Source organism: Grimontia indica (assembly GCF_000333895.2).
Classification (GTDB): domain Bacteria; phylum Pseudomonadota; class Gammaproteobacteria; order Enterobacterales; family Vibrionaceae; genus Enterovibrio; species Enterovibrio indicus.
The window spans coordinates 72,741-87,046 of the sequence record NZ_ANFM02000012.1; the positions used below are offsets into that span (position 1 = coordinate 72,741).

Below are 14,306 nucleotides of genomic sequence, written 5' to 3' on the forward strand. Positions count from 1 at the left end.
ACAAAGTGATGGGCAAATTTGATAGTCATCAATTAGAAAAAATTCGAACCATGGTGCCGGAAATGCGCCGTGTGAAGCGCATTCACTTTGTGGGTATTGGCGGTGCCGGTATGTGCGGTATTGCGGAAGTGCTGATCAACGAAGGGTATGAGATCACAGGCTCTGATCTGTCAGAAAACGCCGTGACCCAACGCTTGGAAAGCAAAGGTGCCAAAGTATTCTTTGGTCATGCTGAGACCAATGTCGATGGCGCTAGCGTCGTTGTGGTTTCTACGGCTATCCGTCACGACAACCCAGAGCTGGTTGCCGCGAAGGCTGCACGTATCCCAGTGGTTCGCCGTGCAGAGATGTTGGCCGAGTTGATGCGTTACCGCCACGGCATTGCCGTTGCAGGTACGCACGGTAAAACCACCACTACAGCTTTGACCACGCTGATTTATCAGGAAGCAGGTCTGGATCCGACGTTTGTGAACGGTGGTCTGGTAAAAAGTGCTGGTACCAATGCGCGTTTGGGCTGTAGCCGCTACCTGATTGCAGAAGCCGATGAAAGTGATGCTTCATTCCTGCACTTGCAGCCGATGGTGGCGATTGTCACCAACATCGAAGCGGATCATATGGATACCTATGGCGGTAACTTCGACAACCTGAAGCAGACTTTTATCGATTTTCTGCACAAGTTGCCTTTCTACGGTCAGGCAGTGATGTGTGTTGACGATCCTGTGGTGCGTGAGTTGATCCCAAGCATTGGACGTCAGGTGATCACTTATGGTTTCTCGGAAGATGCTGACGTGCGCCTGAAAGATTACCGTCAGGAAGGCCAGAAAGGTATTTTCACCATTTTGCGTGCTGGCAAACCGGAGATTCATATTGAACTGAATATTCCAGGCCGACACAATGCATTGAATGCGGCAGCTGCCGTTGCAGTGGCAACGGAGGATGGTGTGGAAGATGACGCTATTTTGCGTGCACTGGCGAGCTTTGAAGGCACTGGCCGTCGCTTTGACCAACTGGGTTTGTTCCCGGTGGAAGACGGCCATGCACTGCTGGTGGATGATTACGGTCACCACCCCAGCGAAGTGGATGTCACCATTCAAGCTGCGCGTGCGGGTTGGGAAGATAACCGTCTGGTCATGGTGTTCCAGCCACACCGTTACAGCCGCACCCGAGATTTGTATGACGATTTCGCCAATGTGCTTGAACAGGTTGACGTACTGCTGATGCTGGATGTGTATTCTGCTGGTGAAGCGCCAATTGCGGGTGCCGATGGCCGAAGTCTTTGTCGCACTATTCGTGGCCGAGGAAAAATCGATCCGATCTTTGTACCGGATGTGGATGCTTTACCTGCAGCGTTGGCCGCAGTGATTCAACCAGGCGACCTGGTGCTGACACAAGGTGCAGGTGATATTGGTAAAGTGGCTAGAAAACTGGCCGAATTAAAGCTGGATAAAAAGGCGTTGAGCGAGCAGGGATAAACCTGAATACATGCGGAATGACTGAGCTTGGGCAGAGTGATGTCTAACTTTTAACCTATTTTTGGTTGTTTTGCATGTATTTGATCTCAGCTTCATCACTTCAACGCCAAGAAGGGTTGGTGACCTGTCAAACTGACCGTTATAATCGGTCGGCTTTGCTTAGGCAAAGCCGCAGGTTGCCTGACGATAGAGAGGCAATAGCCTGATATGACAAATGTGACCGTAGAGGACATGCCGGCTCAGCCTTCAATGTTGAAAGAACATTGGGGGGGGCTGGTGTTTTTAGTATTTGTCATTCTGGCTATCCTCTGGTCATTGCTCCGTGTCATCACCTGGATGGGGGACGAAGAGCAATTGCCGTTGTCCCAGATTATTGTACAAGGTGAGCTGGAACACTTAACACCATTGGAAGTGCGCAATGCGGTGCTACAACTCGGTGGTTTGAACAGCTTTATGATTCAGGATGTGGATGATATCCACAGTGCAATTTCTGCACTGCCTTGGGTCGCGAATGTCGCCGTGCGAAAGCAATGGCCGGATACGATCAAAGTCAATGTGACTGAATACCAGCCTCAGGCAGTCTGGAATGGATCGTTTCTTTTGGATGTTGGCGGGGACGTGTTTGGCGCGGATCCTGCTGAGGTAAAAAATTTGGGCTTAGTTTCATTACATGGCCCAGATGGTAGCGAAAAAGAAGTGCTGGAAGCGTGGCGCGAAATGCGTGGCATTCTGGCTCCAACAAAATTAGAAATTGCTGCCTTGGCGCTCAATGAGCGCCGCTCGTGGCGAATTGTCACCCGGGATGGGGTGCGCATTGAGTTAGGACGTGAGTCCCGCAACGAGCGATTAAAACGCTTTGTCGCACTACTTGATGATTTCAAGTCGACCGACAGAGCGATTCAATATGTGGACTTGCGCTATGACACTGGTGCTGCGGTGGGCTGGAAAGCTCCGGAAGTAGAAGCCAGTGACGAGAATACCTGAGAGTAGGTGGAATGAAACAAACAACTGACAGACCGCTGATTGTTGGATTGGATATCGGAACCTCCAAGGTTTCTGTTCTGGTCAGTGAGATTTTGCCTGACGGTGCGATCAATGTGCTGGGTGTGGGCTCTACGCCTTCACAAGGCATGGATAAAGGCGGTGTCAACGATCTTGAGTCTGTTGTTAAATCAGTGGAGCGCGCGGTTAACGACGCAGAGCTGATGTCTGATTGCAAGATTCGTTCAGTCTATCTGTCGCTATCAGGAAAGCATATTCATTGCCAGACCGAACGTGGTATGGGAACGATTTCCGATGAGGAGGTCACGCAGGATGATGTCGACATGGTGATTCACACGGCGAAGTCGGTGAAGATCAGCGACGAGCAGCGCGTGCTGCACGTTATCCCGCAGGAATACAAAATCGACTATCAGGAAGGGATCAAAAATCCTGTTGGTCTTTCCGGTGTGCGTATGGAAGCCAGCGTGCACCTTATCACTTGCCACAATGATACCGCGCGAAATATCGAAAAAGCGGTGGAACGTTGTGGCCTGAAAGTGGACCAATTAATTTTCTCTGGTCTGGCGGCAAGCCATGCAGTTATCACTGCCGACGAGAGAGAGTTGGGGGTATGCGTCGTCGATATTGGCGGCGGAACCATGGACATTGCCGTATGGACTGGCGGCGCTTTGCGTCATGCAGCCGTGATTCCTTACGCTGGAAATGTCATCACCAGCGACATTGCTTATGCCTTCGGTACACCTCTTAGCGACGCTGAGAAAATCAAAGTGAAGCATGGGTGTGCGTTAAGTGAGTTGGTGAACAAAGATGCCAAGGTCAATGTGCCAAGCGTTGGAGGTCGTCCTTCTCGGAGCCTGCAGCGTCAAACACTGGCCGAAGTCATTGAACCGCGTTGCAGCGAATTGCTGGGGTTGGTGCAGCAAGAGTTGGAACGTGTTCAGGAACGTCTGCGCGGACAGGGTGTAAAACACCAATTGGCCGCAGGTATCGTCCTTACGGGCGGTGCTGCGCAAATGCATGGGCTGGTGGAATGCGCTGAGCGCGTCTTCCAGAACCAGGTACGCGTGGGGCTTCCTGATGGTGTGACAGGGCTGACTGACTATGTCAATGCAACCTATCACGCCACTGCAGTTGGGTTACTGCATTACGGCAAAGAAAACCTATTGAACGAATCGAGCGAGCCGGAGCCTAAAAGAACTGTATCAGGCATGTTCAGTAAACTTAGTGGCTGGCTTAAGAAAGAATTTTAAACCTGATGCGAACAGGAAAGACGGAGAGAACACATGTTTGAACCGATGATGGAAATGTCCAACGATGCAGTAATTAAAGTCGTTGGTGTTGGCGGCGGCGGTGGTAATGCAGTCGAGCACATGGTGCGTGAGTCAATTGAAGGGGTGGAGTTCATCACTGTCAATACTGATGCACAGGCTCTGCGCAAGACAGCGGTAAGCACCGTTATCCAAATTGGTGGCGATATCACAAAAGGTCTGGGTGCGGGTGCAAACCCACAGGTAGGCCGTGAATCTGCAATGGAAGATCGCGAAGCGATTAAAGCTGAGCTCGAAGGTGCCGATATGGTATTTATCGCAGCAGGCATGGGCGGTGGTACTGGTACCGGTGCAGCTCCTGTGATTGCTGAGGTAGCGAAAGAGCTGGGCATTCTGACCGTAGCGGTAGTGACCAAGCCATTCAGCTTCGAAGGTAAGAAGCGTATGGCGTTTGCAGAACAGGGTATCGAAGAGCTTTCCAAGCACGTCGATTCTCTGATCACTATCCCTAACGAGAAGTTGCTGAAAGTTTTGGGGCGCGGTATCACCTTGCTGGATGCGTTTGCGAAAGCAAATGATGTATTGCGTAACGCAGTACAGGGCATCGCAGAGCTGATCACCCGTCCTGGCCTTATCAACGTCGACTTTGCGGACGTCCGCACTGTGATGTCTGAAATGGGTCATGCCATGATGGGTAGCGGCGTAGCAACCGGTGAAGACCGTGCAGAAGAAGCGGCTGAAATGGCAATTTCAAGCCCACTGCTGGAAGATATTGATCTGGCAGGCGCACGTGGTGTTCTGGTGAACATTACGGCAGGTTTTGATATGCGACTGGATGAATTTGAAACTGTGGGCAACACTGTTAAAGCGTTCGCCTCAGATAACGCCACTGTGGTTATCGGTTCGTCCATGGATCCAGAAATGAGTGACGAACTTCGTGTGACTGTGGTCGCTACAGGTATTGGTAACGAGCGTAAGCCGGACATCACTTTGGTGCCAGGCACACAGCAAAAACCAGCACCTGTAGAAAATAAGGCACAACCTTTGCAAGAAACACCAAAGGCGGCAACGCCTGTGCAAGGTGGACGTCCTGCAGAACCGTCTGTTCAACCACAGACTTCTAACGTTGCACCGAAGCCGAAACAGGAACAAGACTACCTAGATATCCCTGCGTTTTTACGTAAACAAGCGGATTAACAATAGGCAGTGCTTGGTTTGTATACAGCAGCATGGTATCATGCTGCCCGTTTTGCCCTAGTGTGACACTGTAATGAGTGATTTGGGGCGCAAAAACAAGTATTCAGTTGGGAATGGCAGATGATTAGACAAAGAACATTAAAAACTATTGTTCAGACGACCGGAGTTGGTTTGCACTCTGGCCGTAAGGTCACCTTGATCCTGCGCCCGGCTGCAGCGAACACAGGCGTGATTTATCGCCGTACTGACCTGAACCCACCGGTAGATTTTCCGGCGGATCCAGCGTCTGTACGCGATACCATGCTGTGTACTGCACTGGTTAATGATGATGGCGTACGTATCTCAACCGTCGAGCACCTTAATGCTGCTCTGGCTGGTATGGGTATCGATAACGTGATTATCGAAGTAGATGCACCAGAGATTCCAATCATGGACGGCAGTGCTAGCCCGTTCATTTATCTGCTGCAATCTGCGGGTATTGAAACACTTAATGCGCCAAAACGTTTTGTACGCATTAAGAAACCTGTTCGCATCGAAGACGGCGACAAGTGGGCAGAGCTGCTGCCGTATGACGGCTTCCGCCTCGACTTCGCCATCGATTTCAATCACCCGGCAATTGAAGCTGAACAGCAAAATCTGGTGTTGGACTTCTCTTCTCAGTCTTTCATCAAAGACATCAGCCGCGCACGTACCTTTGGCTTCATGCGTGATATCGAGTACCTCCAGTCGCGCAACCTGTGCCTTGGTGGTAGCTTTGATTGTGCCATTGTCCTTGATGATTACCGCATCCTGAACGAAGAAGGCCTGCGTTTTGACAATGAGTTGGTGAAACACAAAGTATTGGATGCCATTGGTGACCTTTACATGTGCGGCCACAACATCATTGGTGAAATGCGCGCTTATAAGTCAGGCCATGCACTGAATAACCAGTTGCTGCGTGCAGTACTGGCTGATCAGGAAGCATGGGAATGGGCGACATTTGAAGATGAGCAGACGCTCCCAGTGACATTCGCACAACCAGGTATGGTTCTGGCGTAAGCAAAAGAACAGCGAAAAAACCGAAGCCTTGGCTTCGGTTTTTTTATGGCTGCGGGAAGGTGATTAGTCTTCTCGGTTCGACATCGCTGCGATGGCTTCAAGCCGCTTTTTGACCTTATCTGGCGCGCTTTCCGCAATAGCCTTGAGATATTCTGCAGCCATTGGACTCACTTTACGCCACTTTTTCTCCGCTTCTTCAGTCTCTTCCTTTCTGACAAGGTCAACAGCCAGCGCAGGGTTTACCTTAATCTCAATCGTCATTAGAGACGGGAGAGTGTCTCGTCGAAGCGCTGACATCAGGGTATGTCTGTCATAGTTGAGCCTTGTTGCCCATGAAGAAGATCCGCATTCCAGAATCAAAATACCATCACGGTAATTCGCCACGCGGCATTGTTTTGCCGACTGGGCAGGAAGCAAAGCCTGAACCTGCTCATTGAGCTGGGATAGCGCCATGGCTCGTTGACGCACCTGTCCGGTCAATGAGTTTTCCAGCAGCTCCTGGGCGGCTTGTGGTCGATGGTCTCGCATTGATGTCTGTTATCCCAAATTGGCTTAGTTAAAGAGTATCAATTCCCGGCTGTTCTCTCCATGTCATCCCTGCATAAACCTTGATATGGAGTAATAACTTTGCACCACAACTGAACATAAACTGCACTAAAAAGGTTCTAGTCAATGAACGGGTTCTAATTTTTGTCAACGAAAGTCGATGAACCCGCATTACAGGTGGGATGAGCGATAGATATGCCTTATTATAATCAGCCTTGAAGTACCTTAGCGTGATTAACTGATTCTCAGGCCTTGAAATCTGACTCCAAAGGCACCAGATCAACGCTATAACGCATCGTTAATTCTTCCGAAAGAATTTTGGCAGAGGGATATGCTGATTGTTCTCTGCCGCACTGGATCCAGGCTTTGGCCAATACGCTAAAGCGACAAAATGAGAGAAACGGCAAAGCCATGTTATCGAAACTAATTACCAAAGTAATCGGAAGCCGCAATGACCGCACACTGCGTCGCCTTCGCAAAGTTGTAAATGAAATCAACAACCTTGAACCGCAATTTGAAGCGCTCAGCGATGAAGAGCTGAAAGCCAAAACTGCTGAATATCGCCAACGTATCGAGCAAGGTGAATCACTGGACGCTATTCTGCCGGAAGCCTTTGCTACCGTGCGTGAAGCGTCTAAGCGTGTTTACGGCATGCGTCACTTCGACGTTCAGATGATTGGCGGCATGGTATTGAACAATGGCCAAATCGCAGAGATGCGTACCGGTGAAGGTAAAACCCTTACGGCTACCCTGCCAGCTTATCTGCACGCCCTGACGGGCAAAGGCGTTCACATCGTCACAGTGAATGACTATCTGGCGAAGCGTGATGCCGAAACCAACCGTCCGCTGTTTGAATTCCTGGATATGACGGTTGGCGTGAACGTGCCGAACATGCATCCGCAAGAGAAAAAGCAAGCCTACCTTGCAGACATTCTTTACGGAACGAACAACGAGTTTGGTTTCGATTACCTTCGCGACAACATGGCATTCCGTGCCGAAGACCGCGTTCAGCGCTCCCGCTACTTTGCAGTAGTGGATGAAGTTGACTCCATCCTTATCGATGAAGCGCGTACTCCTCTTATTATTTCTGGCCCTGCAGAAGACAGCTCTGATATGTACACCCGTATCAACGCGCTGATCCCTCAACTGGTTCGCCAGGACAAAGAAGACAGCGAAGAGTACCGTGGTGACGGCCATTTCACTGTCGACGAAAAGGGCAAGCAAGCTCACCTGACAGAAACCGGTCAGGAGTTTGTTGAAGAGCTGCTGAAGAAAAATGGCCTGATGGAAGAGCACGACACCCTGTACTCTCCAGCCAATATCACTTTGCTTCACCACATCAATGCCGCATTGCGTGCACATGTACTGTTTGAGAAAGACGTTGATTACATCGTGAAAGACGATGAAGTCATCATCGTTGACGAACACACAGGCCGTACTATGCTTGGCCGTCGTTGGTCTGAAGGTCTACACCAGGCTGTCGAAGCTAAAGAAGGCGTGAAGATCCAGAATGAAAACCAGACGCTGGCATCGATCACTTTCCAGAACTTCTTCCGTCTCTACGATCGTCTGTCAGGTATGACAGGTACCGCAGATACCGAAGCGTTCGAATTCCAGTCAATTTATGGTCTGGATACCGTGGTTATTCCAACCAACAAACCAATGGTCCGTGATGATATGGCGGATCAGGTTTACATGACTGAACGCGAGAAATTCAACGCGATCATCGAAGATATCAAAGAACGCAGCGAGAAAGGCCAGCCTTCACTGGTGGGTACGGTGTCGATTGAAAAATCAGAGCTGCTTTCGAATGCACTGAAGAAAGCGGGTGTTAAACACTCAGTACTGAACGCAAAATTCCACGCATCAGAAGCAGACATTGTTGCTGAAGCGGGTGCGCCGGGCGCGGTGACCATCGCGACCAACATGGCGGGTCGTGGTACCGATATCGTGTTGGGTGGTAGCTGGCAGACTGAAGTTGCTAAGCTGGAAAACCCTTCAGAGCAACAAATTGACGATATCAAAGCGAAATGGCGTGAGCGTCATGACGCAGTGAAAGCGGCGGGTGGCCTTCACATCATTGGTACCGAGCGTCATGAATCTCGCCGTATCGATAACCAGCTACGTGGCCGTTCTGGTCGTCAGGGTGACCCAGGCTCAAGCCGTTTCTACCTGTCGATGGAAGATTCACTGATGCGTATCTTTGCTTCTGAGCGTGTGTCGAACATGATGAAGAAGCTGGGTATGGAAGAAGGCGAAGCGATTGAGCACCCATGGGTGAACAAGGCGATTGAAAACGCCCAGCGTAAAGTGGAAGGCCGTAACTTCGATATTCGTAAGCAGCTGCTGGAATTCGATGACGTCGCTAACGACCAGCGTAAGGTGGTTTACGAGCTACGTGATGAGCTGATGGAAAACAGCGATATCAGCGAAATGATTGAGCAAAACCGTGAAGACATCGTCAATGCGGTGATTGATCAGTACATCCCGCCACAATCTCTGGAAGAGATGTGGGATATCGCAGGACTTGAAGGTCGCTTGAAAGCTGACTTCGACGTTGAGCTTCCTTTGCAGCAGTGGTTGGACAACGACGACAAGTTGTATGAAGAGCAACTGCGTGAGCAGATCCTGAACAACATCGTTGATGTATACCAATCGAAAGAAGCGGCTGTGGGGGCTGAAACCCTACGCAACTTCGAAAAAGCGGTCATGCTGCAAACGCTGGATACGCTTTGGAAAGAGCACCTGGCGGCAATGGACCACCTGCGTCAGGGTATCCACCTGCGTGGTTATGCGCAGAAGAACCCGAAACAGGAATACAAGCGCGAATCGTTTGAACTGTTCGAAGGCTTGCTTGAGTCGCTGAAATCAGACGTAATCATGACACTGAGTAAAGTGCGTGTTCAGCAGCCTGAAGAAGTGGATCGCATGGAAGAGCAGCGCCGCGCGCAGGCAGAAGCAGCAGCGCGCCGCCAGCAAATGAACCATGCCGAAGCGGAAAACCAATTGGCTGACGGCGAATCACAAAGCGCTTCGTCAGAAACTGTGGTTCGTGATGGCCGTAAAGTCGGTCGTAACGAGCCTTGCCCTTGTGGTTCCGGTAAGAAGTTCAAGCAGTGCCACGGTAAGATTGATTAAACCCTAGGGGCTGTTGACCCTTGGTGATGATTTTTGCAGCAGTTTGTGGGGGATTTTATGCAAGGCAGAGGCTTCGATGTGTAGCTGGCCTACATGAGAAGCCGATAACGCCGCAGAAATTCCCCACAAACGCTGCCCGAAGGGTTCTGCTCTAAGCGTTTTATGCTTTGTTGAGGTGTATTTGCTTAGAATGACTAGGCGGCACACACCTCGCCGCGCCTAAAACGCTTATAGCGAGAACAAAATTTAACCACCAAAGGTCAACAGCCCCTAAGCACGCAAAAGAAAAGGCCGCTCAGCGGCCTTTTTTATGGAAGTGAGACAATTAAATGGAAAAGAAACGACTTCATATCGCTGCAGGGATCATTTTGAACCCTGAAGCCAATGCGATTTTCATCACCCAGCGTCCAGCTAAGGCTCACAAAGGCGGCTTTTGGGAATTTGCCGGTGGTAAAGTCGAAGACGGCGAATCTGCTCTGGAAGCGGTTAAGCGAGAGCTTGAAGAAGAAGTGGGGATTACCGCTAAGACTATTGAGCCGTTTATTTCACTGGCGCATGACTATCCAGACAAAGCGTTGGCTTTCGATTTCTTTCTTGTCAGAGAGTTTGATGGCGAACCGTTTGGTAAAGAAGGTCAACCAGGGGAATGGGTGGCTATCAGCGAGCTAGCAAACTACACCTTCCCCGAAGCAAATGATCCGGTGCTAGACAAAATCCGCGAGATACTGGGTTGAATGTTTTAGTGTGGAAAATGGGCTCCTAGGACCTAGGACCTAGGACCTAGGACCTAGGACCTAGGTCCTTAGAAACCTGATCTTTAGTTATCTTCTGACCAGCCGTCACTGTCAGACATATCCGGTGCACCGGCAATACGCTTTTCTTCATCGGCCCATTCGCCAAGATCAATCAGTTGGCATTTCTTGCTGCAAAACGGACGAAATGGGCTGACATCGCCCCAAACCACAGGAATACCACATTGTGGGCAATTGACGATGGTTGGCTTTTCTTGACTCACAAAAACCTCATTAATTAACAAACTGCCAGAGATAAAGCCATCATGTCTGGGACAGGCTGACTCTCATCAAATGGCATAAAACGGATGGCAAAGCGCGACTTATGGCCGGATACCAGCGGAAAAGCATTGTATTCGGTAGAGACTTGAATGCGCAGTAAATTCGCCCCTTCTACATCCTGCTGATAAAACCCATTCACCACCGTACATGGCTGAAGACCTGCACTGCCGCGGGTCAGACGCAGCCAAAAGCTTAGCGCGTTATCCAGCGGAGCCAGAGTCTGCTTCCATTGCTCCGCATTAGATTGCTTGTGTGCCAGCGGCAGATTCAGCCAGTGGTGCAGAGACGGCAAATCAAAACTGCAGGTACCACCAGGAATGGAAAAGCGCTGGCGGATAGATGACAGAAACTTATCTTCACGAAGCTTCTGGCCAAGGCGCGAACCCTGCAGCAATGTTTGCTGGATCTGGCGGCTTTCAAGTAGCAACGCTTTTAGTTGTTCAGTATCGACATTCGGGACGTCGAGCCAAGTTTCTAGCTTGGCGCGCTGTTTCTCTAAATCCTTGGCAAGGTCGCCCTTTACCTGTACCTGCTCAAGAATCTCAACCAAGTCGAACAGGCTGCGAAAAAAGACGCGCCACTGGCCGTCATCAGTCAGCGTGGAAGATTGGTTGATTTGATCGAGAAGGTACTCAAGACGCAGGTATACACGAACCTGCTCAGTCAGGGGATGCTCGTAAAGGGTGTCACTGCTCATCTTGCTTCCCGTTTATTGCGCCGCCAGAGCGAGATACTGGTGGTGCAGTGTTTCAATCTGTTCTGACAACGGTTTGCTGTCATTTTCATTAAAGATGATATCGTCAGCTGCTTCGAGTCGCTGTTGACGAGTAGCCTGCGCGGCGAGGATATTTTTGACCTGCTCTTCTGGCACTTGGTCCCGTTGGGTGGTCCGGGTCACCTGCGTGGCTTCGCTGACATCGACAACCAGTACACGCTGGCAAAGTGATTGAAGACCGTTTTCCACTAAAAGGGGAATGACCAGCAGGCAATATGGTGACTTGGCCTGAGCGGTTTGGGTCATCATCTCTTGTCTGATTTTGGGATGCAACAGACCATTGAGCCATTCCTTGTCTTCTGGATGAGAGAAAACATGCCCGCGCAGTGCACCTCGGTTCAGCGTGCCGTCGTCATTGAGCATGGAAGCGCCAAACTTCTCTGAAATGGCTTTCAAGCCTTCAGAGCCAGGTTCAACCACTTGTCTGGCAATCACATCGGCATCAATCACTTCAATGCCTTTTTCCGCGAACAGGTTGGCAACCGTGGTTTTTCCACTACCAATGCCGCCTGTGACGCCTACCACGTATGCCATGAATCAGTAACCCAGATAAGAAGTTAAGTACCAGTCGATGATCTTATTGCCCCAGAGTAAACTGATCCACCCCGCAATCGCGAGATAAGGGCCAAATGAGAAAGGTGTTTCTTTTCCGGTGCCTTTGACACGCATCATAATGATGCCGCCAATGGCGCCGACAAACGAGGCCATCAGCACCACCATCGGCAGCGCTTGCCAGCCAAGCCAGGCGCCAAGAGCCGCTAATAGCTTAAAGTCACCATATCCCATTCCTTCCTTGCCTGTCAGGATCTTAAACAGTTGGAATACAGTCCAAAGAGAGAGATAACCCGCCATCGCACCGATAACGGCATCTTGCAGCGACACCGGAGAAACGCCAACAAGCGCGAGCAAAAGACCTGCCCACATCAGAGGAAGTGTCATTTGATCCGGCAGCAGCATGGTGTCGAGGTCGATAAAGCAAAGGGCGACAAGTGTGAAAGTCGCGCCAATTACTGCTAATGACCAATACCCAGTCAAGGTGAATGCCACAAAACCTGAAAGGACCGCTGTCAGGATTTCGATAAGAGGGTAGCGAACGCTGATTCTAGTTTTGCATGAGCGGCATTTACCGCCAAGGATCAGCCAGCTCAACACAGGAATGTTGTCGATAGCGCGAACCGGCGCTTGGCAAGAAGGGCAATGAGAGCGTGGCAAGCTCAGGTTGAAGATGTCGCTTTCCTTTGGAGCCGGCATGTCATCAGGAAAGCACTCATGGCACTCCTGCCGCCACTGGCTTTCCATCATTTTGGGAAAGCGGTAAATCACCACATTGAGAAAACTGCCCACGATCAGGCCAAACAGCGAGGCGAGAAAAACATACAGACCTTGGGAGTCAAAAAGCCAGTCCATCAATCAATCCTGTGTAAACGGTGGTAGGGTCTGTTGAGCTTTGGTGGTTGACCATCATTAAAGGTCAACAGACCCTGGGTATGATAACGACTTGTGCCGCTTCGCTCCATGTGAAATGAAGCAGTTAGCGGCACAAAACAGAGAAGGGTCGGAGGCGTTAGCCCATCACACTCATTAGATTGAACATCGGAAGATACATCGCCACCACCAGTGAGCCGATAAGCAGGCCCAAAGTGACAATGATCATCGGCTCGAGAATCTTACCGAGATTGTCGACCGTGTTATCGACGTCGGCCTCATAGATGCCGGCAACCTTGTTCAACATGTCATCTAGCGCACCAGACTCTTCTCCGATCATCACCATCTGGATCATCATGTCCGGGAACTCTCCGGTTTCCTTGATGGAGCGGTGAAGAGGGCGGCCACCAGACGTTTGCTTGTGCACTTCTTCGATAACCATTTTAAAGTGGCTGTTATTGGCCGTTTTCCCTGCGGCAGACAAGCCATTGAGGAGAGGAATACCTGCACTGAAGGTGGTCGCCAACGTACGGGTAAAACGAGAAATGGTGGCTTTGGTTAATACATCCCCAATCACAGGAATATGCAGTGAGAACTTGCTGACTTTCAGCCGGAAACTGTAGCTTTTGTTCACGCAGCCTTTGAAGGCGGCAACAACCAGAATGAGTACAACCAGCATATAAAGCCCGTAGTCCCGAATCGCATCTGATACGTTTAACACCTTTTGGGTAAACCAAGGGAGTTCTGCCCCGAAAGAAGAAAACACATCTTTGAAAGTTGGGATCACGAAGATCAGCATGCCGATGGTCACGGCTATGGCGATAACGCAGACTATCGAAGGATAGATCATCGCTTTAACCACTTTCGCCCTCGTTTCCTCGCTCTTCTCGCGATAGACACAAATGCGCGCAAAGATTTGCTCCAATCGACCGGTTTGTTCACCGGTAGCAACTAAATCGCAGTAAAACTGGTCAAACAGAGGTGAGCTCGCTTTCATCGATTGCGCCAGTGAGGAGCCCGCTTCAATGTGGCTGTAAATCTGGCTGATGATCAGCTTCATTTCCGCTTTCTTCGCGCTGGCTTTTAGCAGTCTCAGCGTTTCTCCCAGTGGCACACCCGCTTCCAGCATGGTTGCCATTTGGCGCGAAAACAGGGTGATATCTTTCGCCGTCGCCGAGTTTCTGCGTCGAACCCAAGAGGACGGAGAGCGTTTTTTAATTTTCTCCAAGCGGATGTGTTGCTCCTGGAGGGATTGTCTGGCCTCCTGCTCTGAAAATGCCAGCGTTTGACCTTTTACTTTGGCGCCTTTGGAGGTGACGCCGCGCCACTGATAAGAGAAAAGTTTATTGGGACTGGTGGCCATGATATTTCC

At 50.4% G+C, this 14,306-nt stretch carries 13 protein-coding genes; 7 read left to right on the forward strand and 6 right to left on the reverse strand.

Going from position 1 to position 14,306, the window contains the following annotated elements:
- The first annotated feature begins 8 nt into the window (after window positions 1–8).
- The 5 genes from murC to lpxC all read left to right on the forward strand — a co-directional run bounded on the left by murC (window position 9) and on the right by lpxC (window position 5,977).
- On the forward strand, window positions 9–1,472 hold the full coding sequence (murC, locus tag D515_RS07020; RefSeq protein WP_002537375.1) for a UDP-N-acetylmuramate--L-alanine ligase: 1,464 nt from the start codon (window positions 9–11) through the stop codon (window positions 1,470–1,472).
- 207 nt (window positions 1,473–1,679) lie between these two features.
- Window positions 1,680–2,456, forward strand: coding sequence for a cell division protein FtsQ/DivIB (locus D515_RS07025; RefSeq protein WP_002537377.1), 777 nt, complete (start codon window positions 1,680–1,682; stop codon window positions 2,454–2,456).
- Window positions 2,457–2,467: 11 nt separating this feature from the next.
- Entirely contained in the window at window positions 2,468–3,724 is a 1,257-nt protein-coding gene (gene ftsA, locus D515_RS07030; RefSeq protein ID WP_002537378.1) for a cell division protein FtsA, read from the forward strand.
- A gap of 33 nt (window positions 3,725–3,757) precedes the next feature.
- Window positions 3,758–4,939 carry a cell division protein FtsZ gene (ftsZ, locus tag D515_RS07035; RefSeq protein ID WP_002537380.1) on the forward strand — a complete coding sequence of 394 codons (1,182 nt, stop codon included), beginning with the start codon at window positions 3,758–3,760 and terminating at the stop codon, window positions 4,937–4,939.
- Window positions 4,940–5,059: 120 nt separating this feature from the next.
- Window positions 5,060–5,977: a UDP-3-O-acyl-N-acetylglucosamine deacetylase gene (gene lpxC / locus D515_RS07040; protein WP_039849731.1), complete on the forward strand. Its 918-nt coding sequence runs from the start codon at window positions 5,060–5,062 to the stop codon at window positions 5,975–5,977.
- A 63-nt stretch (window positions 5,978–6,040) separates the two neighbouring features.
- On the opposite strand, the gene D515_RS07045 is transcribed toward lpxC, so the two are convergent.
- The gene (locus tag D515_RS07045; protein WP_002537384.1) at window positions 6,041–6,505 is read right to left on the reverse strand and encodes a DUF721 domain-containing protein; all 465 of its coding nucleotides are present in this window, start codon (window positions 6,503–6,505) and stop codon (window positions 6,041–6,043) included.
- A 429-nt stretch (window positions 6,506–6,934) separates the two neighbouring features.
- On the opposite strand from D515_RS07045, the gene secA reads away from it, so the two are divergent.
- Both secA and mutT read left to right on the forward strand, forming a co-directional pair.
- Window positions 6,935–9,661, forward strand: a complete 2,727-nt coding sequence (secA, locus tag D515_RS07050; RefSeq protein WP_039849732.1) for a preprotein translocase subunit SecA — start codon at window positions 6,935–6,937, stop codon at window positions 9,659–9,661.
- A gap of 329 nt (window positions 9,662–9,990) precedes the next feature.
- The gene (gene mutT, locus D515_RS07055) at window positions 9,991–10,395 is read left to right on the forward strand and encodes an 8-oxo-dGTP diphosphatase MutT (RefSeq protein ID WP_002537388.1); all 405 of its coding nucleotides are present in this window, start codon (window positions 9,991–9,993) and stop codon (window positions 10,393–10,395) included.
- Between the two features lie 83 nt (window positions 10,396–10,478).
- Here mutT and yacG read toward each other — a convergent pair whose 3' ends face one another.
- From yacG to D515_RS07080, 5 genes are all read right to left on the reverse strand, one after another.
- Window positions 10,479–10,676 (reverse strand): DNA gyrase inhibitor YacG, encoded by a 198-nt coding sequence (gene yacG, locus D515_RS07060; protein WP_002537389.1) that lies wholly within the window; start codon window positions 10,674–10,676, stop codon window positions 10,479–10,481.
- 14 nt (window positions 10,677–10,690) lie between these two features.
- On the reverse strand, window positions 10,691–11,431 hold the full coding sequence (zapD, locus tag D515_RS07065; RefSeq protein ID WP_002537391.1) for a cell division protein ZapD: 741 nt from the start codon (window positions 11,429–11,431) through the stop codon (window positions 10,691–10,693).
- A 12-nt stretch (window positions 11,432–11,443) separates the two neighbouring features.
- Window positions 11,444–12,043: a dephospho-CoA kinase gene (gene coaE / locus D515_RS07070; protein ID WP_002537392.1), complete on the reverse strand. Its 600-nt coding sequence runs from the start codon at window positions 12,041–12,043 to the stop codon at window positions 11,444–11,446.
- 3 nt (window positions 12,044–12,046) lie between these two features.
- Entirely contained in the window at window positions 12,047–12,916 is an 870-nt protein-coding gene (locus D515_RS07075; RefSeq protein ID WP_002537394.1) for a prepilin peptidase, read from the reverse strand.
- A 157-nt stretch (window positions 12,917–13,073) separates the two neighbouring features.
- Window positions 13,074–14,297, reverse strand: coding sequence for a type II secretion system F family protein (locus D515_RS07080; protein WP_002537396.1), 1,224 nt, complete (start codon window positions 14,295–14,297; stop codon window positions 13,074–13,076).
- Window positions 14,298–14,306: the final 9 nt, after the last annotated feature.

What these genes read in the sequence shown, in the direction of transcription:
- lpxC (WP_039849731.1), top strand. Translation starts at nt 5,060, where the DNA reads ATGATTAGACAAAGAACATTAAAAACTATTGTTCAGACGACCGGAGTT.
- D515_RS07025 (WP_002537377.1), top strand. Translation starts at nt 1,680, where the DNA reads ATGACAAATGTGACCGTAGAGGACATGCCGGCTCAGCCTTCAATGTTG.
- D515_RS07045 (WP_002537384.1), bottom strand. Translation starts at nt 6,505, where the DNA reads ATGCGAGACCATCGACCACAAGCCGCCCAGGAGCTGCTGGAAAACTCA.
- mutT (WP_002537388.1), top strand. Translation starts at nt 9,991, where the DNA reads ATGGAAAAGAAACGACTTCATATCGCTGCAGGGATCATTTTGAACCCT.
- D515_RS07080 (WP_002537396.1), bottom strand. Translation starts at nt 14,297, where the DNA reads ATGGCCACCAGTCCCAATAAACTTTTCTCTTATCAGTGGCGCGGCGTC.
- secA (WP_039849732.1), top strand. Translation starts at nt 6,935, where the DNA reads ATGTTATCGAAACTAATTACCAAAGTAATCGGAAGCCGCAATGACCGC.
- ftsZ (WP_002537380.1), top strand. Translation starts at nt 3,758, where the DNA reads ATGTTTGAACCGATGATGGAAATGTCCAACGATGCAGTAATTAAAGTC.
- zapD (WP_002537391.1), bottom strand. Translation starts at nt 11,431, where the DNA reads ATGAGCAGTGACACCCTTTACGAGCATCCCCTGACTGAGCAGGTTCGT.
- ftsA (WP_002537378.1), top strand. Translation starts at nt 2,468, where the DNA reads ATGAAACAAACAACTGACAGACCGCTGATTGTTGGATTGGATATCGGA.
- coaE (WP_002537392.1), bottom strand. Translation starts at nt 12,043, where the DNA reads ATGGCATACGTGGTAGGCGTCACAGGCGGCATTGGTAGTGGAAAAACC.
- murC (WP_002537375.1), top strand. Translation starts at nt 9, where the DNA reads ATGGGCAAATTTGATAGTCATCAATTAGAAAAAATTCGAACCATGGTG.
- D515_RS07075 (WP_002537394.1), bottom strand. Translation starts at nt 12,916, where the DNA reads ATGGACTGGCTTTTTGACTCCCAAGGTCTGTATGTTTTTCTCGCCTCG.